At 73.2% G+C, this 25,851-nt stretch carries 19 protein-coding genes; 9 read left to right on the forward strand and 10 right to left on the reverse strand.

Annotated features, from left to right (window positions below; genetic code table 11):
* Positions 1 to 55: 55 nt before the first annotated feature.
* Genes AB0A94_RS14700 through AB0A94_RS14725 form a run of 6 tightly spaced genes read right to left on the reverse strand, consistent with a single transcriptional unit; the run spans position 56 to position 7,060 of the window.
* Positions 56 to 886, reverse strand: a complete 831-nt coding sequence (locus AB0A94_RS14700) for a CoA ester lyase (RefSeq protein WP_361744050.1) — start codon at positions 884 to 886, stop codon at positions 56 to 58.
* Positions 883 to 2,088, reverse strand: a complete 1,206-nt coding sequence (locus AB0A94_RS14705; protein WP_361744053.1) for a CoA transferase — start codon at positions 2,086 to 2,088, stop codon at positions 883 to 885. Before AB0A94_RS14705 ends, AB0A94_RS14700 begins: the two co-directional genes overlap by 4 nt.
* Positions 2,085 to 3,572, reverse strand: coding sequence for an ADP-ribosylglycohydrolase family protein (locus AB0A94_RS14710; RefSeq protein ID WP_361744056.1), 1,488 nt, complete (start codon positions 3,570 to 3,572; stop codon positions 2,085 to 2,087). Before AB0A94_RS14710 ends, AB0A94_RS14705 begins: the two co-directional genes overlap by 4 nt.
* Positions 3,560 to 4,747, reverse strand: coding sequence for an ADP-ribosylglycohydrolase family protein (locus AB0A94_RS14715; RefSeq protein ID WP_361744059.1), 1,188 nt, complete (start codon positions 4,745 to 4,747; stop codon positions 3,560 to 3,562). The genes AB0A94_RS14710 and AB0A94_RS14715 overlap by 13 nt, the downstream gene beginning before the upstream one ends.
* A gap of 7 nt (positions 4,748 to 4,754) precedes the next feature.
* Positions 4,755 to 6,017, reverse strand: coding sequence for an ADP-ribosylglycohydrolase family protein (locus AB0A94_RS14720; RefSeq protein WP_361744062.1), 1,263 nt, complete (start codon positions 6,015 to 6,017; stop codon positions 4,755 to 4,757).
* Positions 6,014 to 7,060 carry an ADP-ribosylglycohydrolase family protein gene (locus AB0A94_RS14725; RefSeq protein WP_361744065.1) on the reverse strand — a complete coding sequence of 349 codons (1,047 nt, stop codon included), beginning with the start codon at positions 7,058 to 7,060 and terminating at the stop codon, positions 6,014 to 6,016. The genes AB0A94_RS14720 and AB0A94_RS14725 overlap by 4 nt, the downstream gene beginning before the upstream one ends.
* A gap of 259 nt (positions 7,061 to 7,319) precedes the next feature.
* Here AB0A94_RS14725 and AB0A94_RS14730 point away from each other — a divergent pair, with 259 nt between their 5' ends.
* From AB0A94_RS14730 to AB0A94_RS14740, 3 genes are all read left to right on the forward strand, one after another.
* The gene (locus AB0A94_RS14730) at positions 7,320 to 8,051 is read left to right on the forward strand and encodes a VIT1/CCC1 transporter family protein (protein WP_361744068.1); all 732 of its coding nucleotides are present in this window, start codon (positions 7,320 to 7,322) and stop codon (positions 8,049 to 8,051) included.
* A gap of 371 nt (positions 8,052 to 8,422) precedes the next feature.
* On the forward strand, positions 8,423 to 13,024 hold the full coding sequence (gene gltB / locus AB0A94_RS14735; protein ID WP_361744071.1) for a glutamate synthase large subunit: 4,602 nt from the start codon (positions 8,423 to 8,425) through the stop codon (positions 13,022 to 13,024).
* Positions 13,017 to 14,480 carry a glutamate synthase subunit beta gene (locus tag AB0A94_RS14740; protein WP_361744074.1) on the forward strand — a complete coding sequence of 488 codons (1,464 nt, stop codon included), beginning with the start codon at positions 13,017 to 13,019 and terminating at the stop codon, positions 14,478 to 14,480. Before gltB ends, AB0A94_RS14740 begins: the two co-directional genes overlap by 8 nt.
* Positions 14,481 to 14,609: 129 nt before the next feature.
* On the opposite strand, the gene AB0A94_RS14745 is transcribed toward AB0A94_RS14740, so the two are convergent.
* Complete coding sequence (locus tag AB0A94_RS14745; RefSeq protein WP_361744077.1) at positions 14,610 to 15,515, reverse strand: chitosanase; 906 nt, start codon at positions 15,513 to 15,515, stop codon at positions 14,610 to 14,612.
* Complete coding sequence (locus AB0A94_RS14750; RefSeq protein WP_361744079.1) at positions 15,512 to 16,438, reverse strand: rhomboid family intramembrane serine protease; 927 nt, start codon at positions 16,436 to 16,438, stop codon at positions 15,512 to 15,514. The genes AB0A94_RS14745 and AB0A94_RS14750 overlap by 4 nt, the downstream gene beginning before the upstream one ends.
* A 144-nt stretch (positions 16,439 to 16,582) precedes the next feature.
* On the opposite strand from AB0A94_RS14750, the gene AB0A94_RS14755 reads away from it, so the two are divergent.
* Complete coding sequence (locus tag AB0A94_RS14755; protein WP_361744082.1) at positions 16,583 to 17,302, forward strand: VWA domain-containing protein; 720 nt, start codon at positions 16,583 to 16,585, stop codon at positions 17,300 to 17,302.
* A gap of 94 nt (positions 17,303 to 17,396) precedes the next feature.
* Here AB0A94_RS14755 and AB0A94_RS14760 read toward each other — a convergent pair whose 3' ends face one another.
* Complete coding sequence (locus tag AB0A94_RS14760; RefSeq protein ID WP_361744085.1) at positions 17,397 to 18,293, reverse strand: hypothetical protein; 897 nt, start codon at positions 18,291 to 18,293, stop codon at positions 17,397 to 17,399.
* A 75-nt stretch (positions 18,294 to 18,368) separates the two neighbouring features.
* Between AB0A94_RS14760 and AB0A94_RS14765 the strand changes: the two genes are divergently transcribed.
* From AB0A94_RS14765 to pepN, 3 genes are all read left to right on the forward strand, one after another.
* Positions 18,369 to 18,746 (forward strand): chorismate mutase, encoded by a 378-nt coding sequence (locus AB0A94_RS14765; RefSeq protein WP_361744088.1) that lies wholly within the window; start codon positions 18,369 to 18,371, stop codon positions 18,744 to 18,746.
* A 109-nt stretch (positions 18,747 to 18,855) separates the two neighbouring features.
* Positions 18,856 to 19,416: a response regulator gene (locus AB0A94_RS14770; protein ID WP_361744091.1), complete on the forward strand. Its 561-nt coding sequence runs from the start codon at positions 18,856 to 18,858 to the stop codon at positions 19,414 to 19,416.
* 48 nt (positions 19,417 to 19,464) lie between these two features.
* Positions 19,465 to 21,969 carry an aminopeptidase N gene (gene pepN / locus AB0A94_RS14775; protein WP_361744094.1) on the forward strand — a complete coding sequence of 835 codons (2,505 nt, stop codon included), beginning with the start codon at positions 19,465 to 19,467 and terminating at the stop codon, positions 21,967 to 21,969.
* Positions 21,970 to 22,025: 56 nt separating this feature from the next.
* Here the strand turns inward: pepN and AB0A94_RS14780 are convergent, their stop codons facing one another.
* Positions 22,026 to 22,637, reverse strand: a complete 612-nt coding sequence (locus tag AB0A94_RS14780) for a TetR/AcrR family transcriptional regulator C-terminal domain-containing protein (protein ID WP_361744097.1) — start codon at positions 22,635 to 22,637, stop codon at positions 22,026 to 22,028.
* A 57-nt stretch (positions 22,638 to 22,694) separates the two neighbouring features.
* On the opposite strand from AB0A94_RS14780, the gene AB0A94_RS14785 reads away from it, so the two are divergent.
* The gene (locus AB0A94_RS14785; protein WP_361744099.1) at positions 22,695 to 24,218 is read left to right on the forward strand and encodes an FAD-dependent monooxygenase; all 1,524 of its coding nucleotides are present in this window, start codon (positions 22,695 to 22,697) and stop codon (positions 24,216 to 24,218) included.
* Between the two features lie 220 nt (positions 24,219 to 24,438).
* Positions 24,439 to 25,842 carry a SidA/IucD/PvdA family monooxygenase gene (locus AB0A94_RS14790; RefSeq protein WP_361744102.1) on the forward strand — a complete coding sequence of 468 codons (1,404 nt, stop codon included), beginning with the start codon at positions 24,439 to 24,441 and terminating at the stop codon, positions 25,840 to 25,842.
* The last annotated feature ends 9 nt before the right edge of the window (positions 25,843 to 25,851 follow it).

Genomic DNA, 25,851 nt, shown 5'->3' on the forward strand with positions numbered 1-25,851 from the left:
GGCCTTCAAGGCACTGGGGGAGGCACGACTGCCCGCGTGGCGGTGGGGGAGTTGCTCAGGTTCTGTGGGCCAGGGACAGGGTTCTCTGGGCTGCCAGTACCACCGCTGTGTCGATGAAGGTGCCGTCGGGGAGGGCCTGGGCGCCCTGGGTCATGGCCGCTGCCTTGACGACCGTCTCCGCGCGCTCGATCTCCTCCTCCGTGGGGAGGTAGGCGCGCTCGATGACCGGCAGCTGGCGGGGGTGGATCGCGGCGCGGCCCAGGAAGCCCAGGGCGCGGCCGTGGGCGCAGGAGGCCGCCAGGCCGGCCAGGTCGCGGGTGTCGGGGTGGACGGACTGGGTGGGCGGGGCGAGGCCCGCCGCCCGCGCGGCGACGACCACCCGGGAGCGGGACCAGTCGAGGCCCGCGTCGTCGCGTACGCCCAGGTCGGCCCGTAGGTCCGCCTCCCCGATGGCGATCCCGCGCAGGGACGGGTGGGCGGTGGCCACGGCATGGGCGCGCTCGATGCCGAGGGCCGTCTCCAGCAGGGCGTACAGGGGCGGTGCGCCGCCGTGGGCGGACACGGCGCGGCGGGCGACGCGTACGACGTCGGACGGGGACGACACCTTGGGCAGGCGCAGACCGGACAGACCGGGGGCGGTCGCGACGGCCGCGAGGTCGGCGCGGGCCCAGGGACCGGACAGGGCGTTGACGCGGACGTGGACCGGGACCGGCTGGGGGTCGCGCAGCAGCTCGGCGGTGGCGGAGCGGGCGTAGGCCTTGCGGTCGGGGGCGACCGCGTCCTCCAGGTCGATCACCACCACGTCGGCGCCGGAGGCGAGCGCCTTCGCCACTACGGGAGGACGGTCGCCGGGGGCGTACAGCCAGGTCAGCGGGACCCCCGTCACAGGGCGCCCTCCGCGCGGAGCTCCGCGAGGTCGTCGGGCGTGAGGCCCAGCCCGGTCAGGACCTCCTCGGTGTCCGCGCCGTGCGGGCGGCCCGCCCAGCGGATCGCGCCCGGGGTGCCGGAGAGCCGGAAGAGCACGTTCTGCATGCGCAGCGGGCCCAGCTCCGGATCGTCGACCGTGGTGATCGTGTCCAGGGCCTGGTACTGCGGGTCCGCCATGACGTCCCGCACGTCCTGGACGGGGGCGACGGCCGCCTCCGCCTTCTCGAAGGCGGCCAGCACGTCGGTGCGGGTGTGCCGGGCGATCCAGCCGCCGACCGCCTCGTCCAGGACGTCCGCGTGCCGGGCCCGGTCCTCGCCGGTGGCGAACCAGGGCTCGTCGATCAGGTCGGGACGGCCCACCAGGTGCATCACGCGCTCGGCGATCGACTGGGCCGAGGTGGAGACCGCGACCCAGGTGCCGTCGGCGGTGAGGTACGTGCCGCGCGGCGCGTTGTTCTGGGAGCGGTTGCCGGTGCGGGGCTGGACGTGGCCCAGCTGGTCGTACCAGGTCGGCTGGGGTCCGAGCACGGTGAGGATCGGCTCGATCAGCGCCATGTCGACGACCTGGCCCTCTCCCGTGCGGTCCCGGCCGGCGAGCGCGGTCATGACCGCGTACGCCGTGGCCAGGCCCGCGATGGAGTCCGCCAGGCCGAACGGGGGGAGGGTCGGCGGGGCGTCCGGCTCCCCGGTGATCGCGGCGAAGCCGCTCATCGCCTCGGCGAGGGTCCCGAAGCCCGGGCGGTGGGCGTACGGGCCGAACTGGCCGAAGCCGGTGACCCGGGCCAGGATCAGCCGGGGGTTGACGGCGGACAGCTCGGGCCAGCCCAGGTCCCACTTCTCCAGGGTGCCGGGGCGGAAGTTCTCGATGACGACGTCGGCGGTCCCGGCGAGGCGGAGGAGGGTGGTCCGGCCGCCGGGAGTGGACAGGTCGAGGGTGATGGTGCGCTTGTTGCGGCCGAGCACCTTCCACCACAGGCCGATGCCGTCCTTCGACGGGCCGTGGCCGCGGGAGGGGTCGGGTTTCCTCGGATGCTCGACCTTGACGACCTCCGCGCCGAAGTCGCCGAGCAGGGTCGCGGCGAGGGGGCCGGCGAAGAGGGTGGCGAGGTCGAGGACGCGCAGGCCGGTCAGCGGGGGATCGGCGGGGGTGGGACTGGTCATGGGCGGGTGGCCTCCAGGTGGGTCAGTCGGGCCAGGGTGTCGAAGCCGGTGCCGTGGAAGTCGCCGACGGAGGTGGCCAGCCGGTTCTTCAGCGGGGCCGTCCAGCGTTCGGGGAGCGCGCGGGGCGAACCGGCGAGCAGGGCGGCGATGCTGCCGGCCGTCGCGCCGTTGGAGTCGGTGTCCCAGCCGCCGGACACCGCACGGCAGACGGAGCCGGTGAAGTCGCCGTCGGCGTGGGTGAGGGCGGCGGCGATCAGGGCGGTGTTGGGGACGGAGTGCACCCAGTGGTGGGTGGCGGCGTAGGTGTCGTGCAGGACGTCGACGACGGTGTCGAAGTCGGTGTGCTCGTGCGCGAGCCGTACGGCCCGGTGGACGGCCCGGGCGAGCCGGGAGCGGGGCGGGACGACGGTGAGGCCGGTGCGCAGACAGGCGTGGACGTCGTGGTCGCCGGTGGCGGCGGTGGCGATGACGGCGGCCGTGAACATTGCCGCGTAGACGCCGTTGGCGGTGTGGGTGAGGGTGGCGTCGCGGTGCGCCTGCTCGGCGGCGGCGGCCGGGTCGCCGGGATTGGTCCAGCCGTGCACGTCGGCGCGGATCAGGGCGCCGATCCACTCGCGGAAGGGGTTGTGGCGGCGGGCGGTCAGCGGGGGTTCCAGGCCGCTGAGGAGGTTGCGGTAGGCGACGCGTTCGGCGGTGAAGGCGCGGCCGGCGGGGAGTTCGTCGAGCCAGACGCGGGCCACGTCGGTGGGGGTGAAGGCGCGGCCGTGGCGCTGGAGGACGAGGAGGGCGAGGAGGGGGTAGTTGAGGTCGTCGTCCTCGGGCATGCCGTCGATGTTCTCGGCGAGGGAGGTGGCCGCGGAGCGGCGGTTCCAGGGGTACCTGGTCAGGAGGTCCTCGGGGACGCCGTGGGCGGTGAAGTAGGTGGTCAGGGGCCAGTTGCCGGTGGCTCGGGCGAGTTGGCGGATGCCGGTGAGGGGGAGTTTCTCCACCGGTTTGCCCAGGAGGCAGCCGACCGCTCTGCCGAGCCAGGCGGCTTCCAGGCCCGCGGGGTGCGCTGCTCGGGGGCGGGTCGCGCAGCCCGGCGTCTGCGGGGTGCCGTCGCGCCCGCCCTCCCCCACTCTCGGCTTCGCTCGAGCGGGGGGACCCCCATCGCCCCAGCGGCACGACTGCCCGCGTGGAGCGGGGCGGTTGTCCGCGGTTCCGGGCCAGTCGGGGCAGAGGGACTTGATTCTGGTCAGGTCGGTGGGTTCGTCGTCCGCCAAGGTGCTGGGGAGGTCGGCCAGTTCGTCGAGGAGGTCGGTGGCCAGGAGGCGGAGGTAGGGGGAGGCCGGGGTGGGGGAGGCGCCTGCGGTGAGGGGGGCTTCGGGGCCGCCCGCCGCGCGCCAGCGGGCGGCGACGGCCGAGGGCTCGCGCCCGTCCTGGGACGCCTGGCGCAGTTCGTGGCCGATCAGGTCCTCCGGCTGGACCCAGGTCAGGCGGAGCATTCCGGAGCTCCCCCCGCCAGCTCGGCGAACGCCCGTTCGTGGGCGCGGCGGCGGTCCACGTCGCGCGCGAAGACCTCGCGGGTCACGGAGGTGAGGGCGGCCGCCGGTTCCCACAGGTCGAGGCGGCTGGCCTCCGCCACCGTCTTGGCCCAGCCCTCGGGCACCGGCGAGCCGAGCGCACCGGCCACCGCGCCGGCCATCGTGGCGATGGAGTCGCAGTCGCGGCCGTAGTTCACCGCGCCCAGGACCGCGTGCCGGAAGTCGCCGCCGGCCACCACCAGCATGCCCAGCGCGACCGGGAGTTCTTCGACGGCGTGCAGCCGGGACGGGCGGCGGGCGCCCAGGGAGGGAGAACGGTAGTCGGGGCCGACCGTGTCGTACGGCGTCACCGCCTCCCGCAGCGGACGCAGCGCCGACTCGAAGTCCGTGTGCCGCGCGGCGACGTCGCAGACCTTCTCGATCGCCTCCCGCGTGCCGTCCTTCGCCGACGACAGACACGCGGCGACGACCGAGTCCGCCGTCGCGCCCGGCGCGCACGCCGCCGCCACGGCCGCCGCGAAGACACCGGCCGCCTCCCTGCCGTACGACGACTGGTGCGCGCCCGCGACGTCCAGCGCCTCGGCGTAGGCGGCGGCCGGGTGGGCGGCGTTGACCAGGCCGACCGGGGCCATGTACATCGCGGCACCGCAGTTGACGATGTTGCCGGTGCCGGCCTCGCGCGGGTCGACGTGGCCGTAGTGCAGGCGGGCCACGAGCCACTTCTCGGCGAGGAAGATCCGCTGCAGCGGGAGCGCCTCCGCCTCCAGTTCCGGGATCCAGCGGGGGTTCGTCATCAGGTCCGGGACCAGGTGGTCGGCGACGGCGTAGGCGTCCAGGTGGTCGCGGACCGTCGCGTACACCCGGACCAGTGCGTGGGTCATCAGGGTGTCGTCGGTGACGTGGCCGTCGCCCTTGTGGTACGGCGCGATGGGGCGGGCGGTGCGCCACGCGTCGCCGTTCCACGGGCCGACGACGCCGTGCACGCGTCCGCCGTGGCGTTCGACGATCTGCTCGGGGGAGTACCCCTCGACCGGCCCGCCGAGGGCGTCGCCGACGGCCGCTCCGACGAGGGCGCCGGTGATCCGCTCGTCCAGGGGCAGGCCCCGGTCGATGTTTTCTGTGTCTTCGCGCGTCATGCCCGAATCATCCCTCCGTGGGGGCCGGTTGCGCGGCTTCCAGGAGTCCGGCGAGTTCCACCAGGTCCGTGCCGGTGAGCCGGGGAAGCACGCAGCCGGAGAGGGTGCGGCAGCTCTCCCTCCAGGACGCCGGGATCGCCGCGCCGCCGCCCAGCGCGCCGGTGAGGGCGCCGACGAGCGCCGGGGCGGAGTCCGCGACCCGGGACAGGCAGGCCGCCGCGGGGACCGCCTCCGCGATCCGGCCGTGGGCGGCGGTGGTGAGGGCGAGGGCGACGGGGACGGTCTCGGCGGCGGCGACGCCGTAGCTGTAGACGTGGTCGACGATCTGGTGCTCCAGCGGTGGTACGAGGGTGAAGGCGCTGTCGGCGTCCGCCGCGAGCTTCAGGGCGTGCCGGGCGTTGCGGCCGATCTCCGTGTCCTCGGGCAGCTCGGCGCAGGCCGCCGCCACGCAGGCGTGCGGGTCCGCGCCGGTCAGCGCGAGGGAGACGGCGGCGGCCATGGCGCGGGCACCGTGCACGCCGTCGCCGTCCTGGGTGTAGCGGGCGTCGAACTCGGCGAGGTCGGCGGCGGCCCGCGGGTCGCCGGGGTGGGCCACGGCCAGGACGCAGGCGCGGACGCAGGCGGCGTCGTCGAAGTAGTGCGGGTTGTCGTGGCCGGTGGCGGGCGGGCGCAGGCCGGCGGCGAGGTTGCCGAGACCGGCGCGGACGGAGATGCGGGCGCGCAGGGGGAGCACGGCGGACTCCGTCTCGGGGGCGCGGTCCGCCGCCGCGGCGATCTCACCGGCGACCGTGTTCCAGGTCAGGTCGATCGCCGCGCGGGTGCGGCGTTCCCGGCTCAGGTCGCCGAAGGCGGTGTCGTCTCCGGCGCGGAGGACGGCCTCCGCGGCGAAGGCCGCCCATTCCGCGTCGTCGGAGGGGCCCAGGCGCAGGGGTTCGGAGGGCTGGTTGAGGGCGATGGGGACGGGGAGGGTGGTCGTCGCGTTCTGTTCGGCGAAGGTGTCCAGTTCGCGGGTGAGGCGTCTCGTCCACTCGGGCATCCTTGCCGCCCGGTGGCGGGCGGCCGGCCAGCCGGCGGCGTCGCCCGCGGCGAGGCCGAGGAGGAGGCCCTCGATCCTTGCCCGCGGCGCGGTTTCGACGGCCTCGGCTTCGCCTGCGGCCCGGATGTTCCCACTCGCACCACCCGCGCTGCTTTCGCCGTCGGGCGCGGGTGGCCCCTGCGGGGTCTCCTCGCCGTCGGCGGCCGCGGGTCGTGTCCCGGCCAGGGGGATCATGCGGGCGCCTCCGTCTCGTCGGCCGGTGCCGGGGGCGAGGCGTCGGGCTCCTCCGGCGTCAGCAGGTCGGCGATGTCCAGGACGTGGTGGCCCGCCATGGTCGGGAGGCAGGTGCCGCGGGCCGGGGTGATGGCGGACGACCAGGCCGGCGGGATCGCCGCGGCGCCCCGGGTCGCGCCCGCCAGGGCGCCGGCCACCGCCGCCGTGGTGTCGGCGTCGCGGCCCATGTTGACGGCCGTCAGCACCGCCTGTGCGAAGTCGCCGTCGGCCGCCGCGTACGCGCCGAAGGCGAGGGCGACCGCCTCCGGGGCCAGGTCGGTCCACGGGTAGCCGCCGATCACCACCGCCGCGCGGACCGCGCGTTCGCCGAGGTGGGCCGCGGTGACGGCGCGGCGCAGTGAGCGGGCGGTCCAGGAGTCGTCCGGCACCACCGCCAGGGCCGAGGCCACCACCGCGACCACCGGCGCTCCGGCCATCGCCGCCGCGACGCCCGCCGCGACCGCCTGGCCGCCGTAGATGCCCTCGCCGTCGTGGCTGACCGAGCCGTCGATCGCCGCCAGCCGGGCCGCCTCGTCGGGACGGCCGGCCGCGAAGACCCCGTGGGGCGCCGCCCGCATCGCCAGCCCGTCGCTCCAGGCGTGCCGGTGCTGGGCGGAGATCGGCGCTGCCAGTCCCCGGCGCAGGTTCTCCAGCGTGCCGCGCTCGCTGAAGCCGGCGCCCCGGAAGGGGCCCTCCGCGCGGTCCGCGATCCACTCGTGCCAGGCCGCCTCGACATGCGCCGGGGTGAGCGCGGAGCCGTGCCGGGCCAGCAGCAGGCCCGAGAAGATCGCGTACTCGGTGTCGTCCGTGCCCGCCGGGTGCTCCGCCACGTATCCCGTGACGCGGCCCCACCGTGCGCGGATCTCGGAGGGCTTCATGTTCTCGGCCGGGGCGCCCAGCGCGTCACCGACGGCCAGGCCGAGCAGGGCGCCGCGCGCCCGCTCGCGGCGCCCGAGGGCGTCCCCGGGCGCCGGGACGGAGGGGATGCGGGTGGTCGACGCCATGCGCGGCTCTCCTCTCAGGGGCGCCCCGAGAGGCGCGGAGCCCTTTGCGGATCCCTCCCCGGTGCGGTGCCCGGCGCAGCCTCGCGGGGCTCAGCATCACCCGGTCGACATCTGTGCGCCCTTCTACACAAACGAGCGAAATCCGCAAAACCGCAGGTTAGCCCAGCCTTTCCTTGCTGGCGAGAGGGAATCGGAAGGCATATGTTGGGTGTTGTCGAAGAATAGAACTTGTCCAAAGAAGACCCTGGGGGACACCGGCATGGCCATCATCGAGACCGAGGCGACGCTGCACGAGGCGCACCGCGACAACCACACGCACCGGGACGTGAACGGCGGCTGGCTGCGCCCCGCCGTGTTCGGCGCGATGGACGGACTGGTCTCCAACCTCGCCCTGATGACAGGTGTCGCCGGCGGCTCGGTCGGTCAGCAGACCGTCGTGCTCACCGGCCTCGCCGGTCTGGCCGCCGGCGCCTTCTCCATGGCGGCCGGCGAGTACACCTCCGTCGCCTCCCAGCGCGAGCTGGTCGAGGCCGAGCTCGACGTCGAGCGGCGCGAGCTGCGCAGGCACCCCCAGGACGAGGAGGCCGAGCTCGCCGCGCTCTACCAGGCCCGCGGCGTCGAGCCCCACCTGGCCCGTGAGGTCGCCCGGCAGCTGTCCAGGGACCCCGAGCAGGCGCTGGAGATCCACGCCCGCGAGGAACTCGGCATCGACCCCGGCGACCTGCCCTCGCCCGCCGTCGCCGCCGTGTCCAGCTTCGGCTCCTTCGCGCTGGGCGCCCTGCTGCCCGTGCTGCCCTACCTGCTCGGCGCGAGCAGCCTGTGGCCCGCCGTGCTGCTGGCGCTGCTCGGACTCTTCCTGTGCGGCGCGGTGGTGGCCAAGGTGACGGCGCGGAGCTGGTGGTACAGCGGCCTGCGGCAGCTCGCCCTCGGTGGCGCGGCGGCCGGTGTGACGTACGCCCTGGGCGCACTGTTCGGAACGGCCGTAGGATAATGCGACTCGCACTTATGCGTTGGGCCGCATAAGTAGTCGTAACGTGTGGGTTTCGGCCGCATGACCATTGGGCATGAGCCGTAAGCGCTGTGGGCAATGAGGCCGGCGGCGTGCCCCGCGGGTCGGGCGAAGAAGCCCTTTCCCGCCATCGGACCGACGGACACCGATCTGTCCGCCCCGGTCTCCATAGCTTCCACCGCCAGGCGCGGAATCCCGCCGCGACCCATGTGGTGTCCGCATGCTGGAACGGAATATCCCGGTTCCCGAGAACCGCTCCATCATGTAACCTGCACGAAATTTTGCACCACGCAGAGGGCCAGCGTCGTCCCTCGGCACTTCGCACATGCCACATGACGACGACGGGAGAGCCGATGCGTACGCCGCGCCAGCCGTCCCAGCACTCCACGAACGACCGCCTGAACTGGTCGTTCATGGATGCTCGCCCTGCTGCGCAGGGTATGTACGACCCCCGCAACGAGCACGACGCCTGCGGCGTCGGTTTCGTCGCCACCCTCACCGGCGAGGCGTCCCACGCTCTGGTCGAGCAGGCCCTCACGGTCCTGCGCAACCTCGAACACCGTGGTGCCACCGGCTCCGAGCCGGACTCCGGCGACGGTGCCGGGATCCTCTCCCAGGTCCCCGACGCCTTCTTCCGCGAGGTGGCCGGATTCGACCTGCCCGAGGCCGGCGGCTACGCCGTCGGCATCGCCTTCCTGCCGGAGGACGGCGCCGACGCCGCCGTCGCCCGCATCGAGGAGATCGCCGCCGCCGAGGACCTGACTGTCCTCGGCTGGCGCGAGGTGCCGGTCGCGCCCGAACTGCTCGGCGCCACCGCCCGCTCGACGATGCCGGTCTTCCGGCAGATCTTCGTCACCGCCGGTGAGCGCAAGGGCATCGACCTCGACCGCAAGGCGTTCGTGCTGCGCAAGCGCGCCGAGCGCGAGGTGGGCGTCTACTTCCCGTCGCTGTCCGCGCGGACCATCGTCTACAAGGGCATGCTGACCACCGGCCAGCTCGAGCCCTTCTTCCCGGACCTGTCCGACCGCCGCTTCGGCTCCGCGATCGCGCTGGTGCACTCCCGGTTCTCCACGAACACCTTCCCGTCGTGGCCGCTCGCGCACCCCTACCGCTTCGTCGCGCACAACGGTGAGATCAACACCGTCAAGGGCAACCGCAACTGGATGCGCGCCCGCGAGTCCCAGCTCGTCTCCGACCTGTTCGGCGGCGAGGACAAGAACCTCGAGCGGATCTTCCCGGTCTGCACCCCCGACGCCTCCGACTCGGCGTCCTTCGACGAGGTCCTCGAACTGCTGCACCTGGGCGGCCGCTCGCTGCCGCACTCCGTGCTGATGATGATCCCGGAGGCGTGGGAGAACCACGACTCCATGGACCCGGCCCGGCGCGCCTTCTACCAGTACCACTCCACGATGATGGAGCCCTGGGACGGCCCCGCCTGCGTCACCTTCACCGACGGCACCCAGGTCGGCGCCGTGCTCGACCGCAACGGCCTGCGCCCCGGCCGCTACTGGGTCACCGACGACGGCCTGGTCGTCCTCGGCTCCGAGGTCGGCGTCCTCGACATCGACCCGGCGAAGGTCGTCCGCAAGGGCCGCCTGCAGCCCGGCCGCATGTTCCTGGTGGACACCGCCGAGCACCGCATCATCGAGGACGACGAGATCAAGGCCGGCCTCGCCGCCGAGCACCCCTACGCGGAGTGGCTCGAGGCCGGCGAGATCGAGCTGTCCGACCTGCCCGAGCGCGAGCACATCGTGCACACCCACGCCTCGGTCACCCGCCGCCAGCAGACCTTCGGCTACACCGAGGAGGAGCTGCGCGTCCTGATCGCGCCGATGGCCAAGTCCGGCGCCGAGCCGATCGGCTCGATGGGCACCGACTCGCCGATCGCCGCGCTGAGCGAGCGCCCGCGCCTGCTCTTCGACTACTTCACCCAGCTGTTCGCGCAGGTCACCAACCCGCCGCTGGACGCGATCCGCGAGGAACTGGTCACCTCGCTGCGCTCCTCGCTCGGCCCGCAGGGCAACCTGCTGGAGCCGACCGCCGCGACGTGCCGCAGCGTCACCCTGCCCTTCCCGGTGATCGACAACGACGAGCTGGCCAAGCTCATCCACATCAACGCCGACGGCGACATGCCCGGCTTCAAGGCCGCGACCCTGTCCGGCCTGTACCGGGTCTCCGGCGGCGGCGACGCGCTCGCCGAGCGCATCGAGGACATCTGCGCCGAGGCCGACGCCGCCATCGGCAACGGCGCCCGGCTGATCGTCCTGTCCGACCGGCACTCCGACGCCGAGCACGCGCCGATCCCGTCGCTGCTGCTCACCGCGGCCGTCCACCACCACCTCATCCGCACCAAGCAGCGCACCCACGTGGGTCTGCTGGTCGAGGCCGGCGACGTCCGCGAGGTCCACCACGTCGCCCTGCTCATCGGCTACGGCGCCGCCGCCGTCAACCCGTACCTGGCGATGGAATCCGTCGAGGACCTGGTCCGCGCGGGCACCTTCCTGCCGGGCATCGAGCCCGAGCAGGCGATCCGCAACCTCATCTACGCCCTCGGCAAGGGCGTCCTGAAGGTCATGTCCAAGATGGGCATCTCCACGGTCGCCTCCTACCGCGGCGCCCAGGTCTTCGAGGCCGTCGGCCTCGAGGACGCCTTCGTGGAGAAGTACTTCAACGGCACCGCCACCAAGATCGGCGGCGTCGGCATCGACGTCGTCGCCCAGGAGGTCGCCGCCCGCCACGCCAAGGCGTACCCCGCCTCGGGCATCGCCCCCGCGCACCGCGCGCTGGAGATCGGCGGCGAGTACCAGTGGCGCCGCGAGGGCGAGCCGCACCTGTTCGACCCGGAGACGGTCTTCCGCCTCCAGCACTCCACGCGCTCCGGCCGCTACGACATCTTCAAGAAGTACACCGAGCGGGTGAACGAGCAGTCCGAGCGCCTGATGACGCTCCGCGGCCTGTTCGGCTTCACCTCCGACCGGCAGCCGATCCCGATCGACGAGGTCGAGCCGGTCTCCGAGATCGTCAAGCGGTTCTCGACGGGCGCCATGTCGTACGGCTCCATCTCCCAGGAGGCGCACGAGACCCTCGCCATCGCCATGAACCAGCTGGGCGGCAAGTCCAACACCGGTGAGGGCGGCGAGGACCCGGAGCGGCTGTACGACCCGGCCCGCCGGTCGTCCATCAAGCAGGTCGCCTCCGGCCGCTTCGGCGTGACGAGCGAGTACCTCGTCAACTCCGACGACATCCAGATCAAGATGGCCCAGGGCGCCAAGCCCGGCGAGGGCGGCCAGCTGCCCGGCCACAAGGTCTACCCGTGGGTCGCGAAGACCCGGCACTCGACGCCGGGCGTGGGCCTGATCTCCCCGCCGCCGCACCACGACATCTACTCCATCGAGGACCTCGCCCAGCTGATCCACGACCTGAAGAACGCCAACCCCCAGGCGCGCATCCACGTCAAGCTGGTCTCCGAGGTCGGCGTCGGCACCGTCGCCGCGGGTGTCTCCAAGGCGCACGCGGACGTGGTGCTGATCTCCGGTCACGACGGCGGCACGGGCGCCTCCCCGCTGACGTCGCTGAAGCACGCCGGCGGCCCCTGGGAGCTCGGCCTCGCCGAGACCCAGCAGACCCTGCTGCTCAACGGCCTGCGCGACCGGATCGTCGTGCAGACCGACGGCCAGCTGAAGACCGGCCGCGACGTGGTCATCGCCGCGCTGCTCGGCGCCGAGGAGTTCGGCTTCGCCACCGCCCCGCTGGTCGTCTCCGGCTGCGTCATGATGCGCGTCTGCCACCTGGACACCTGCCCGGTCGGCATCGCCACCCAGAACCCCGTCCTGCGGGACCGGTTCTCCGGCAAGGCCGAGTACGTCGTGAACTTCTTCCGGTTCATCGCCGAGGAGGTCCGCGAGCTCCTCGCCGAGCTGGGCTTCCGCTCCATCGAGGAGGCCGTCGGCCACGCCGAGGTGCTCGACGTGACCCGCGCGGTGAACCACTGGAAGGCGCAGGGCCTGGAGCTGGCCCCGCTGTTCCACGTGCCGGAGCTGCCCGAGGGCGCCGTCCGCCACCAGGTCGTCGCCCAGGACCACGGCCTGGAGAAGGCGCTCGACAACGAGCTGATCAAGCTCGCCGCCGACGCGCTCGCCGCGTCCGGCGCCGAGGACGCCCAGCCGGTGCGCGCCCAGGTCGCCATCCGCAACATCAACCGCACGGTCGGCACCATGCTCGGCCACGAGGTGACGAAGAAGTTCGGCGGCGCGGGCCTGCCCGACGACACCATCGACATCACCTTCACCGGCTCCGCGGGCCAGTCCTTCGGCGCCTTCGTCCCGCGCGGTGTCACGCTGCGCCTGGAGGGCGACGCCAACGACTACGTCGGCAAGGGCCTGTCCGGCGGCCGGATCGTGGTCCGCCCGGACCGCGCGGCCGACCACCTCGCCGAGTACTCGACCATCGCGGGCAACACGATCGCGTACGGTGCGACCGGCGGCGAGCTGTTCCTGCGGGGCCGCACCGGCGAGCGGTTCTGCGTCCGCAACTCCGGCGCGCTGGTCGTCTCCGAGGGTGTGGGCGACCACGGCTGCGAGTACATGACCGGCGGTCACGCGGTCGTCCTCGGCGAGACGGGGCGCAACTTCGCGGCCGGCATGTCCGGCGGCATCGCCTACGTCATCGACCTCGACCGCAACAACGTCAACGCCGGCAACCTGGACGCCGTCCAGGAGCTGGACGAGGCCGACGAGCAGTGGCTGCACGACGTGGTCCGCCGCCACCAGGAGGAGACGGGCTCCACCGTCGCCGGGAAGCTGCTCGCCGACTGGGACACCGCCGTGCGGCGCTTCAGCAAGATCATCCCCAGTACGTACAAGGCAGTGCTCGCCGCCAAGGACGCCGCCGAGCGAGCCGGTCTCTCCGAGACCGAGATCACCGAGAAGATGATGGAGGCGGCGATCAATGGCTGACCCGAAGGGCTTTCTGAACCACGGCCGCGAGGTCGCCAGGTCCCGCCCGGTCGAGGAGCGCAAGAAGGACTGGAACGAGGTCTACGTCCCCGGCTCCCTGCTGCCGATCATCAGCAAGCAGGCCAGCCGCTGCATGGACTGCGGCATCCCGTTCTGCCACAACGGCTGTCCGCTGGGGAACCTCATCCCCGAGTGGAACGACTACGCCTACCGCGAGGACTGGGGCGCCGCCTCCGAGCGGCTGCACGCCACCAACAACTTCCCGGAGTTCACCGGCCGCCTGTGCCCCGCTCCGTGCGAGTCGGCGTGTGTGCTCGGCATCAACCAGCCGCCGGTCACCATCAAGAACGTCGAGGTCTCGATCATCGACAAGGCGTGGGAGGCCGGTGACGTCGCCCCGCAGATCCCCGAGCGCCTGTCCGGCAAGACCGTCGCGGTCGTCGGCTCGGGACCCGCGGGTCTGGCCGCCGCCCAGCAGCTGACCCGGGCCGGCCACACGGTCGCGGTGTACGAGCGCGCGGACCGCATCGGCGGTCTGCTGCGCTACGGCATCCCCGAGTTCAAGATGGAGAAGCGGCACATCAACCGCCGCATCGAGCAGATGCGCGCGGAGGGCACCAAGTTCCGTACGGGCGTCGAGATCGGCCGTGACATGCCGGCGACCGCGCTGCGCAAGCGGTACGACGCCGTGGTCCTCGCCGTCGGCGCGACGACCGCGCGCGACCTGCCGGTGCCGGGTCGCGAGCTCAAGGGCATCCACCAGGCCATGGAGTACCTGCCGCTGGCCAACAAGGTGCAGGAGGGCGACTACGTCGCCCCGCCGATCTCGGCCGAGGGCAAGCACGTCGTGGTGATCGGCGGCGGTGACACCGGCGCCGACTGCGTGGGCACCGCCCACCGCCAGGGCGCGGCCTCCGTCACCCAGCTGGAGATCATGCCCCGCCCGAACGAGGAGCGGGACCCGGTCTCGCAGCCGTGGCCGACCTTCCCGATGCTCTACAAGGTCACGTCCGCCCACGAGGAGGGCGGTGAGCGGGTCTACTCCGTCTCCACCACCCACTTCGAGGGCGACGAGGACGGCAACGTCCAGTGGCTGCACATGAGCGAGGTCGAGTTCGTCGACGGCAGGCTCACCCCGAAGCCGGGCACCGAGCGCAAGATCCCGGCCCAGCTGGTCACCCTCGCCATGGGCTTCACCGGCACCGACCGGGACAACGGCCTGGTCGAGCAGTTCGGCCTGGAGCTCGACGAACGCGGTAACATCGCCCGCGACGCCGACTTCCAGACCAACGTGCCCGGCGTGTTCGTCGCCGGTGACGCCGGCCGCGGCCAGTCGCTCATCGTGTGGGCGATCGCCGAGGGCCGCTCGGCCGCCCGCGGCTGCGACCGCCTCCTCACCGGGGCGAGCGAGCTGCCGGCCCCGATCCGCCCGACGGACCGCTCGCTGACGGTCTGACGGCCGGCGCGGCTCACGAGGTGACCTGACGGTCCCTCATATGCGTCCCGTACAACGGCGTACGGAACACACAGGTGGCGCCTGCCCGCCAGTCCCCGACCGGACGACTGGGCAGGCGCCTCCGCATGCTCAGGGAAGCCTGTGGTGCTCCCCGTACATCTCCCACACCAGCGGGGTGTCCAGCCCCAGGTTCCCCGCCGCCAGGAACCGGCGCTGGGCCGTGTCGACGCGGGAGGTGTCCTGGTCCGGGTACCGGGTCAGCATGGCCTCGCGGCGGATGTCGAGGAAGGCGTTCAGGTACTTCTCCTCGGAACCGCCCGCGGCGGGCGTCTTCGCCTGCTTCAGCGTGCGCTCGCGCAGGCCGTAGAAGCCGTCCGGGTCGAGGTCGGGGCCGTGGAAGACCATCGCGTCGAAGTAGACGAACTGGCCCAGCGTGCCCAGGCCGTCCAGCTTGGCGAGCCGCACCGCCGGCTCGAAGTAGACGCGGTCGCGCTCCGCCTCCTGCGCCGCGCGGAAGGCGGGCACCTTCGCCTCCGCCTCCCACGCGGCGGGGAAGCCGGGGTCCAGGCCCTCGTGGGAGTCCGAGCCGTCGACCTCGCGCAGGGCGGGCAGATAGGACGCCAGCCCGTTGTCCGGGTGGTCCTCGGTGTAGCTCTCCACCAGCATGAGCAGATCGTGGGTGCCGGTGCAGAAGCCGATGATGCCCGCCGTGTACCCGCAGCCGTCGTCCTGGTCCTCGATGGAGCCGTAGGTGGTGCGCCAGTCGGTGGTCGAGTGCTCGGCGCTCGCCACCAGCCGCTGGGCCAGCTCCTTCTTCGCGGGGGCGGCCAGCCCGGCCGGCAGACCGGCGATGACCGCGTCGTCCTCCGCCCGCTCCTCCTCGGCCCGGTCCTTGGCGTCCTCACGGGCCGACCGGGCGGTGGCCGCGGGCGGCGCGGCCGCCGGGGCGTCCGCCGAGTCCGTCGGCAGGACGAAGTACACCCCCGTGGCGATCACGGGAACGGCCGCGAGGAGCAGCGCACCGGCACGTTTCACTGGGGGACACCTCCACCCGTCAGTTCGGACACCTTGACCGCCGCCGCCCCCGCCAGCACCACCGCCAGCGCCACGCACGCGCCCACCTGCACCACCGTCCGCCGCCCGTCCCTGGGAGCGTACGCGAACGCCACCGCCACCGCGCCGCCCGCCAGCAGCCCGCCGAGGTGCCCCTCCCAGGACGTGACGAGCGCGGAGACCACCAGCCACAGCAGCAGCCCCGCCATGAACCGGTTGACCTGGCTCATGTCGGCCCCGACGCGCCGGGCCATCACGTAGTACGCGGCCCCCACCCCGAAGATCGCGCCGGACGCGCCGACCACGGCGTCCCCGGGCGCGATCAGCAGCACCAGTACCGAACCGCCGAGCGCCGACAGCAGGTACAGGGCGAGGTAGTGCACCCGGCCCAGCATCGGCTCGACGAGCCGGCCCAGGTTCCACAGCGCCACCATGTTCATCACGACGTGGAAGATCCCGAACGTGCCCTCGGTGGGCGGCAGATGCAGGAACGCACCGGTCAGCAGCCGGTACCACTCCCCGTCCACCAGCCCCTCCGGACTGAAGCCCGCGGGGTACGGGTCGATCCACAGGTAGTGCTCGCCGTCCGGTCCGAGCAGCCCCGCGCCCACCATCGCGAACCGGTCCACGGTCTCCGGCAGCGCCAGCTCCGCCAGGTACACCAGCACGTTGAGGGCGATCAGCACGTACGTCACCACGGGCACCGCCGAGACCCGGCCGCCCACCAGCGTGCGGGCCTGCCGTACCGACCGCGCGCCCTCCCTGACGCACTCGGGGCACTGGTGGCCCACGGCCGCCTCGCGCATGCAGTCCGGGCAGATGTGCCGCTCGCAGCGGACGCAGCGGACGTGGCACTCCACCTTGGGGTGGCGGTAGCAGGTGGTGACGGCGGACTCGGAATCCACGGGCCGGCTCCTCGGGAGGGACGGGACGGAAGTGAGCCGGTGGGGACGGCGGCGAACAAAATATCGAACACCTGTGAACGGAGTGAGGGGTGGGGTGATCGTGCCGTACCCTCGGGGCCAGTTCCATGACCGAGGGGGAGTCGTATGGCCGCGATCAGTCTGCGCAAGATCGAGGAGACGGCGCCCGGGCTGGTCAGCCTCTACAAGACCGCCGGGGTGTCCCTCGCCAAGCACGGACTGGACGGGCTGCGCGCCGCGGTCTACCTGGTGGTCGACTACTCCGGCTCGATGAAGCCGTACTACAAGGACGGCAGCGTGCAGGCGCTCGCCGACCGGGTGCTGAGCCTGTCGGCGCACCTCGACGACGACGGCACCGTGCCGGTCGTCTTCTTCTCCACCGACGTCGACGCCGTCACCGGCATCGCCCTCGCCGACCACCGGGGCCGCATCGAACGGATCGTGTCCGGCCTCGGCCACATGGGCAAGACCAGCTACCACCTGGCGATGGACGCGGTCATCGACCACTACCTGGACAGCGGCTCCACGGCCCCCGCCCTGGTGGTCTTCCAGACCGACGGCGGCCCCATCAACAAACTCGCCGCGGAGAAGTACCTCTGCAAGGCCGCCCGCCTGCCCTTGTTCTGGCAGTTCATCGGCTTCGGCGATCCGAACAGCAAGCAGTTCGACTACCTGCGCAAACTGGACGAACTGGCGGTTCCGGCCAAGCGGGCCGTCGACAACGCGGGCTTCTTCCACGCGGGCGAGAACCCGGGCGAGGTCTCGGACGCGGACCTGTACGACCGACTGGTGGGCGAGTTCCCCCAGTGGCTGGCGGCAGCACGAGCACAGGGAATCGTGGGGTGAGCGCCCCGCGCCCCTTCAGGGGCGCGGGGCGGTGCCGGCCTGCGGCTCCGCCGCGTGGGCGCGACCAGCCACGACGCACCCGCACCCGACGACGCTAGGTGTCACATTCCAGCACCGTCCGGCACAGGCCGCACCGCGCGCGCACGCGCCCCCGCACCGGCACACGGATCCGCTGATGACACGTGGGACAGGGAAACGACACCCGCAGGGAGCCGTGCTCGGCCGGAGTGAAGCTGTACGGGACCTCCGGCCGCCCCGCGGACACGCGATGGTCCTCCGCATGGCGCCGCTCCCGCGCGTACCGCCGCCGTCCGGCCCAGCCGGCTCCCGTCAGCGGCGGCTGCTCCGCGTCCCGGCGGGCCACCGCCAGCCCCTTCGTGTACGCCGTGTACGCCTGCGCGCTGGTGAACCACACCGACGGGTCCTCCCCGAACACCAGCGACCGCTTCGCCAGCACGTACCCGAACTCCTCCGGGGTGAGGTACCCCAGCTTCTGCGACGACGCCCCGTCCTCCCGGAACGCGTCCAGCAGCAGCCACCCCGCACCCAGGTACGTCGCCGTCGTGTCCGTCAGGATCTCGTTCTCCCGCGTCCCCGGGAACGACAGGTCCAGCCGGTGCAGGTACACATGCGCCACCTCGTGCGCCAGGGCCGCCCCGATGTCCCGCCGATGCGTCCGGAACCGGTCGTTCAGCTCGACGAAGTACTCCGGCCCGGACGCCAGCTCCACGTTCGCCGCATGCGTCATCTCACGGAATCCGACGATCAGCCGCGCGTCCGGCAGCCGGTAGTGCCGCACCAGCTCGCGGGCCACCCGCTGCGCCCCCAGATGAAGATCGTCCGTGTCGCAGAACGCCACGTCGGCCGGCGCCACGCTCACCGAGAACGTGCGGACCGTGTCGTACGAAAGACGCCGGTACAGCGCGGTGACGGCCGCCCGCACCGTCTCCAGATGCGGGTAACCGTGCTCGACCGGTCCGCCGTTCGCCACGTCTCACCCCCGGACGCCCTGAACCCGGTTCCACTGTACGGCCCGCCCCGTGCCCGCCCCGTAAGGTGACCCACCATGACCACCAGCAACACCACCACCGGTGACGCCGACCCCGCCGTCCGCGAGGAGCTCGCCCGGCTGCGCGACAGCATCGACAACATCGACGCGGCCGTCGTCCACATGCTCGCCGAACGCTTCAAGGCGACCCAGCAGGTCGGCCGTCTCAAGGCCGCCCACCAGCTGCCGCCCGCCGACCCGGGCCGGGAGGCCCGCCAGATCGCCCGGCTGCGCGCCCTCGCCGAGAACGCCAAACTCGACCCGGCCTTCGCGGAGAAGTTCCTGAACTTCATCATCGCGGAGGTGATCCGCCACCACGAGCGCATCGCCGAGGACGCCCTGAACGGTGCCACGCCCTCGGCGAACCACGTCACGACGTCCTCCCCGGGGGAGTGACACGGCCGCCCGCGCGGAGCATGCTGCGCCGTGCACTCCTTGTCGGCCGGCGAGCACCCCCGCCGGCACCCGGACAGTCGTCCGGTCCCTTGCGAGGAGGGACACGCGCATGCCGCCGAACGCCCGCATCCTCATCGTCGACGACCACGAGGACACCCTGTACGCCCTGGAGAGCGCCCTGGCCCCGCTGGGCCCCCTGCTGGGCCGGGCCACCAGCGGCGACGAGGCCCTCAAACAGCTGCTGCGCGGGAACGTCGGACTGCTGCTCCTCGACGTCCGGCAGCCCGGCACCGGCGGACTCGACGTCGTGCGCCACATGCGTCGCCTGGAACAGACCCGGCTCATCCCCGTCGTCCTGCTCACCGGTTTCGCCCGCGACCCGCAGCTCGGCGCCGCCGCGTACGCCCTCGGCGTGGCCGACCTCGTCACCCCACCGGTCGACCCCTGGGCGCTGCGCACCAAGATCCGTCACCTCTACGACACGCACCAGCGCCGGCTCGCCCTGGAACGCGAGATCCGCGCCCTGCGCGCCCGGCTCGGGGAACGCACCGGCACCCCCGGACACCCCGGCACCCCCGGACACCCCGCCCTGCCCCACCCGCACGCGCACGTGCCGCCCGGAGGGCCCGCAGGGGCGCACACCGGGGAGCTCGAACCAGACCGGACATAGGGCGCGTACCCGATCCGCCCCTGTGGTTCGGCGACCGCATCGGGCAGCATGGCCTGCATGTCCGTACTGACGCGCGACGAAGCGCAGAACCGAGCACAGCTCCTCGACGTCCACCGCTACACGATCGAACTCGATCTGACCACCGGTGACGAGACGTTCGACTCCCGCACCCTGATCAGGTTCAGCGCCCGTACGGACGCGGACACCTTCGTCGAGGTCAAGCCCGCCGAGCTGCGCTCCGTCACCCTCGACGGACAGCCCCTGGACGCCGAGACCCTCGACGGCAACCGGCTGCCGCTGAAGAACCTCACCGCCGGCGAACACGAACTGCGCGTCGACGCGAGCATGCGCTACTCCCGCACCGGCGAGGGCATGCACCGCTTCACCGACCCCACCGACGGCGAGACCTACGTCTACACCCAGCTGTTCCTGGACGACGTGCAGCGCGTCTTCGCCGCCTTCGACCAGCCCGACCTCAAGGCCGTCTTCGAGCTGACCGTCACCGCTCCCGAGGGCTGGACCGTCCTCGCCAACGGCATCACCGAGCACACCGGCGAGGGCGTGTGGCGGGCCGCGCCCACCCCGCTGATCTCCACCTACCTCGTCGCCGTCGCCGCCGGACCCTGGCACTCCGTGCGCACCGAGCACCGCGGACTGCCCTTCGGCATCCACTGCCGCCGCTCGCTCGCCCCCCACCTGGACGCGGACGCCGACGAGCTCCTCGACATCACCCGCGCCTGCTTCGACCGCTACCACGAGAAGTTCGAGGAGCCCTACCCCTTCGACTCCTACGACCAGGCCTTCGTGCCCGAGTTCAACGCGGGAGCCATGGAGAACCCCGGACTGGTCACCTTCCGCGACGAGTTCGTCTACCGCTCCGCCGTCACCGACACCGAGCGCCAGACCCGCGCCATGGTGATCGCCCACGAGATGGCCCACATGTGGTTCGGCGACCTCGTCACCCTCACGTGGTGGGACGACATCTGGCTCAACGAGTCCTTCGCCGAGTACATGGGATACCAGACCCTCACCGAGGCGACCCGCTTCACCGACACCTGGACCGACTTCGGCGTCACCCGCAAGCCCTGGGGCTACGACGCCGACCAGCGCCCCTCCACCCACCCCGTGGCGCCCGAGAACGTCCAGGACACCGCCTCGGCCCTGCTCAACTTCGACGGCATCTCCTACGCCAAGGGCGCCTCCGCCCTGCGCCAGCTCGTCGCCTGGCTCGGCGAGAAGGACTTCCTCGCCGGCATCAACATCCACTTCCGGCGGCACCGGTTCGGCAACGCCGGCCTCGCCGACTTCATCGACTCCCTCGCCGCCGCCACCGAGCGCGACGTCCACGCCTGGGCCGACGCCTGGCTGCGCACCACCGGCGTCGACACGCTCACCGCGTCCGTCGACTCCCGCCCCGGCCAGTGGGACCTCTCCCTGGACCGCGACGGCGAACGCCCCCACCGCGTCACCGTCGGCGTGTACGACCGAGACCTCCACGACGGCCGCCGCCTCCTCCTGCGCGAACGCTACGAGACCGACGTGCCCCCGGACGCCGCCCCCGAGCCGCGCACCGGCACCCACCCCGCCCTCGTCGTCCCCAACGACCTGGACCTGACGTACGCCAAGATCCGCCTCGACGACACCTCCCTGGAGACCGTCCTGCGCGGCCTGTCCGGCATCCCCGACGCGCTCACCCGCGCCGTCGTGTGGAACTCCCTGCGCGACATGGTCCGCGACGGCGAACTCGGCACCGCCGACTACCTGGCGACGGCCGCCGCCCACCTGTCCGAGGAGACCGACCTCGCCCTCGTCCAAGGCGTCCTCGCCTTCGCCTCCGTCCACATCGCCGACCGCTACTCCGTCCCCGACCGGCGGCCCGCCGCCCTCACCACCCTCACCCACCTGTGCCGCGACCTCATCCGCCGCACCGAGGACGGCGACCACCCCGGCCTGCGCCTCACCGCCGTACGCCAGTTCATCGACGTGGCCGCCCACCCCGACACCATCGCCGCCTGGCTCGCCGACGGCACCGTCCCCGGCGGCCCCGAACTCGACCCCGAACTGCGCTGGCGCGTCCTCGCCCGGCTCGCCGTGCTCGGCGCCGTCGACGAGGCCGTCATCGCCGAGGAGCTGCGGCGCGACCCCAGCGCCACCGGCCAGGAGGGCGCCGCCCGCTGCCGCGCCGCCCTGCCCGACGAGGACGCCAAGGCCCGCGCCTGGGAGGCCATGTTCGGCTCCGACGACCGGACCGACCTGTCGAACTACCTGTTCACCGCCACCGCCCAGGGCTTCTGGCAGCCCGAACAGGCCGACCTCGTACGGCCCTACGTGTCCCGCTACTTCAAGGACGCCGTCGCCGTCGCCGCCCGCCGCGGCCCCGCCATCGCCGAGGCCGCCGGCCGCTGGGCCTTCCCCGCCCACGCCGTCGACGCCGAGACCCTGAAGCTCGGCCAGAAGTGCCTGCGCAAGGCCGACCCGATCCCCGCCCTGCGCCGCAAGCTCGTCGACCAGCTCGACGACCTGGCCCGCGCGCTGCGCGTGCGGGAGGCGTAGCCGGACGCGCGGGGCCCGGTCCACGCGGACCGGGCCCCGCGCGCGCCGGTCACCGCTCACCGCCGGGCGAGGACCGCGGCCAGGCCGTGCTCGAAGCGCTCGTCGAAGGCGCCCGGGGCGAGATGGCCGAGCACGCGGTGGAGGGCGGGGTGGGCCGTCTCCGAGACCGCGTCCGCCAGAGCGGCGTCCGGCGCCCGGTGCCCGGCCGCCTGTTCCTCCTGGGCGAGACCGAGGGTGAAGTAGACGGCCGTCCACGAGGTCCAGGCGGCCTCGCGCTCGTCCCGGCCGCCCTCCAGGAGCGCGCCGACCAGGGTGTCGGCGAAACGCAGGGTGTGCGGTTCGGCGGCATAGGTGCCGACGACGAGCGCGGCGCCGTCGCGGTGGGCGAGCAGGGCGCGGCGGTAGCGGCGGAGCAGTTCGCGGGCGCGCTCGTCCGGTGCGGCCGGCAGCCCGTCCAGCGGGATCTCGCCCAGCACGGCGTCCGCCATCAGTTCCAGCATCCGGGCCTTGGTCTTCACGTGCCACAGCACGGTGTTCATCCGTACGCCGAGCCGGTCGGCGACCGCACGCGTGGACAGCGCGTCGAGGCCCTTCTCGTCCAGGAGGCCCAGCGCGGCACGGATCACGGTGCCCGGGTCGAGCCGGCCACCCGCTTGCCTATTGGTCATTGACCTAGTTTACTGCGACCCCAAGGAGTTGGTCACTGACCAAGAAGGGGTGGGTTCATGGAACAGCAGCAGGTGGTCATCGCCGGAGGGGGCCCCGTCGGGCTCTGGCTCGCCGCCGAACTGCGGCTGGGCGGGATCTCCGTGACCGTCGTCGAGGAACGCACCGGGATCGACGGACGCTCCAAGGCACTCACCGTCCACCCGCGCACCATCGAGGTGCTGGCCTCACGCGGGGCGCACCGGCCGTTCCTCGCCGAGGGCCTGCCGATCCCGGGCGGCCACTTCGCGATGCTCGACGACCGGCTCGACTTCCGGGCACTGGACACCCCGTTCCCGTACACCCTCGCCCTGCCCCAGGCCCGTACCGAGGAACTGCTCCAGGAGCGCGCGCTGGGCCTGGGCGCGCGGATCGTGCGGGGACACCGCCTCACCGGGTTCACCGAGCACGCGGACGCGGTGACCGTACGGGTGACGGGCCCCGAGGGGCCGTACGAGATCCGGGCCTCGTACGTCGTCGGCTGCGACGGCACCCGCAGCACCGTGCGCACCACCGCCGGCATCGACTTCCCCGGCACGCCGTCGACCGTCCTCGGCTGGCTCGGCGACGTCACCCTGGACCGCCCGCCGCGGCCCGGCTTCAGCGCCTTCACGCTCCGCGGCGGGGTGATGGTCGCGCCGCTGCCCGGCGACCGGTTCCGCGTCGTCGGCGTCAGCCCCGACAGCCTCACCACCGGGCGGCCCGGCGACCTCACCCTGGACGAACTGCGGGAGAGGACCCTCGCCGTCACCGGGGACGACTTCGGCATGCGCGACGCCTCGTGGCTCTCCCGCTTCGGCAACGCCACCCGGCTGGCCGCCGCGTACCGGCGCGGACGCGTCCTGCTCGCGGGCGACGCCGCCCACCAGCACTTCCCCGCGGGGGGAGTCGGTATGAACGTCGGTATCCAGGACGCGCACAACCTCGGCTGGAAGCTGGCCGCGACGCTGAACGGCTGGGCCCCGGACGGCCTGCTGGACACCTACCACGACGAACGCCACCCGGTCGGCGTCCAGTTGACGACACACAGCCGCGCCCAGACCGCCCTGATGACCGCCTTCACGCCCGAGGGCCTCGACCTGCGCGCCGTACTGAGCGAACTGATCGCCACGCGACCCGAGTTCAACCGCGCGCTGGCCGAACGGCTCACCGCCCTCGCGGTCGCCTTCCCCGGCCCCGACCCGACGGCCCACCCGCTCACCGGAACCCGGGCCGCCGACCTCGCCTTCACCGGCACGGACGACACCCTGTTCACCCTGCTGCCCCCGGACGCCCACCTCCTGCTCGACCTCACGGCCGACCGCGCCCTCGGTGACCGCGTGCCGCGCGGGCTCGCCGTCCGCACCGGGACGCTGGAGGGGCCCCCGGACGCCTGGGCCGGGGTGCGCGCCGCCCTGATCCGCCCCGACGGGCACGTCGCCTGGGCCGGCACCGACCGGGACGACACCGCACTGCGCACGGCCGCGGACAAGGCCATCACCGCCGTGCGCCGAGCCACGCCCCGTCAGCGGACGGCGGGCGGTGCCGCGCCGGACGGCCGGTAGGCGCGGCGGCCCCGCGCCTCGGGAGACTCCCCCCGGCGAAGGGCGGGGAGGCGCCCCGAACACACCTCACCATTCCGGACGTACCCCCTTTCGGGTCTGGTTCCCGGGCCTTCCGGGCGTGGCGTCCTCCCGCGCGTACAAGCTGGGGCCCCGCCACCCGCCCCGGCGGCCTCGCGGGCCTGCCCGCCCCCGTCCACCGGGCCCACGCGGAAGGACCCCGATGACCCCCACGCCCCCCGACGCACCCCACGACCTCGTCGGCATCGGCATCGGCCCCTTCAACCTCTCCCTCGCCGCCCTCGCCCACCCCCTCACCGCGCTGCGCACCGCCTTCTACGACCAGCGCCCCCGCTTCACCTGGCACCCCGGACTGCTCCTCGACGACGCCACCGTCCAGGTCCCCTTCCTCGCCGACCTCGTCACCCTCGCCGACCCCACCAGCCCCTGGACCTTCCTCAACCACCTCAGGGACCGCGAGCGCCTCTACCCCTTCTACTTCGCCGAGCACTTCCACATCCGCCGCACCGAGTACGACGCCTACTGCCGCTGGGTCGCCGGCCGGCTCCCCGCGCTCCACTTCGGCCACCGCGTCGACACCGTCCACTGGGACCCCGGACACGGCCTCTTCGACGTCCGCCTCACCCGCCTAGACGCCGACGGGAACGCCGCCTCCACCGGCCGCGTCCGCACCCGGAACGTCGTCCTCGGCGTGGGCACCGAGCCCTGGGTGCCCGAACCGCTCAGACCCCTCGCCGACGACCCCGCCCTGCCCGTCGTGCACGCCGAGGACTACCTCGCCCACCGCGACGCCCTGCTCGCCGCCGGCCACGTCACCGTCGTCGGCACCGGCCAGTCCGGCGCCGAGGTCTTCCTCGACCTGCTCCGCCGGCGGCCCCCCGGCCGGGAACGGCTGCACTGGCTGGGCCGCACCGAGGCCTTCGCCCCCATGGAGTACTCCAAGCTCGGCCTGGAGCACTTCACCCCCGACCACACCCGCTACTTCCACGCCCTGCCCGAACCCGTCCGCGACCGGCTCGTCCCCGCGCAGTGGCAGCTCCACAAGGGCATCGACGCCGCCACCATCGCCGCCGTCCACGACGAGCTCTACCGGCGCACCCTGCACGGCGGCTGGCCCGACGCCGTCCTCACCCCCGCCGTCCGCGTCCACGCCGCCGCCCGCACCGGCGCCGCCGGCATCGAACTCCACCTGGAACACACCCGGCAGGGCACCCGCACCCGCCTCACCACCGACGCCGTCGTCCTCGCCACCGGCCACCGCGAGCGCCCCCTCGACGCCCTCCTCGCCCCCCTCGGCGCCCACCTGCGCCGCGACCGCGCCGGCCGCCCCCGCGTCGACGAGCACCACCGGCTGGTCCTCGACCCCGCCGTCACCGGCGGCGTGTACGTACAGAACGCCGAACTCCACACCCACGGCGTGGGAACACCCGACCTCGGCCTCGCCGCCTGGCGCAGCGCCACCATCCTCAACCACCTCACCGGACGGGAGACCTACCCGCTGCCCGCCCGCACCGCCTTCACCACGTTCGGCCTCCACCCCCCGACGCGACAGGTCCCGCCCGCCCGGCGAGCCGCACGGCTCACCCCACTGGCGGACGGGACCTGACACCCGTAC

The sequence above is a fragment of the Streptomyces sp. NPDC044984 genome, from assembly GCF_040646935.1.
GTDB lineage: Bacteria > Actinomycetota > Actinomycetes > Streptomycetales > Streptomycetaceae > Streptomyces.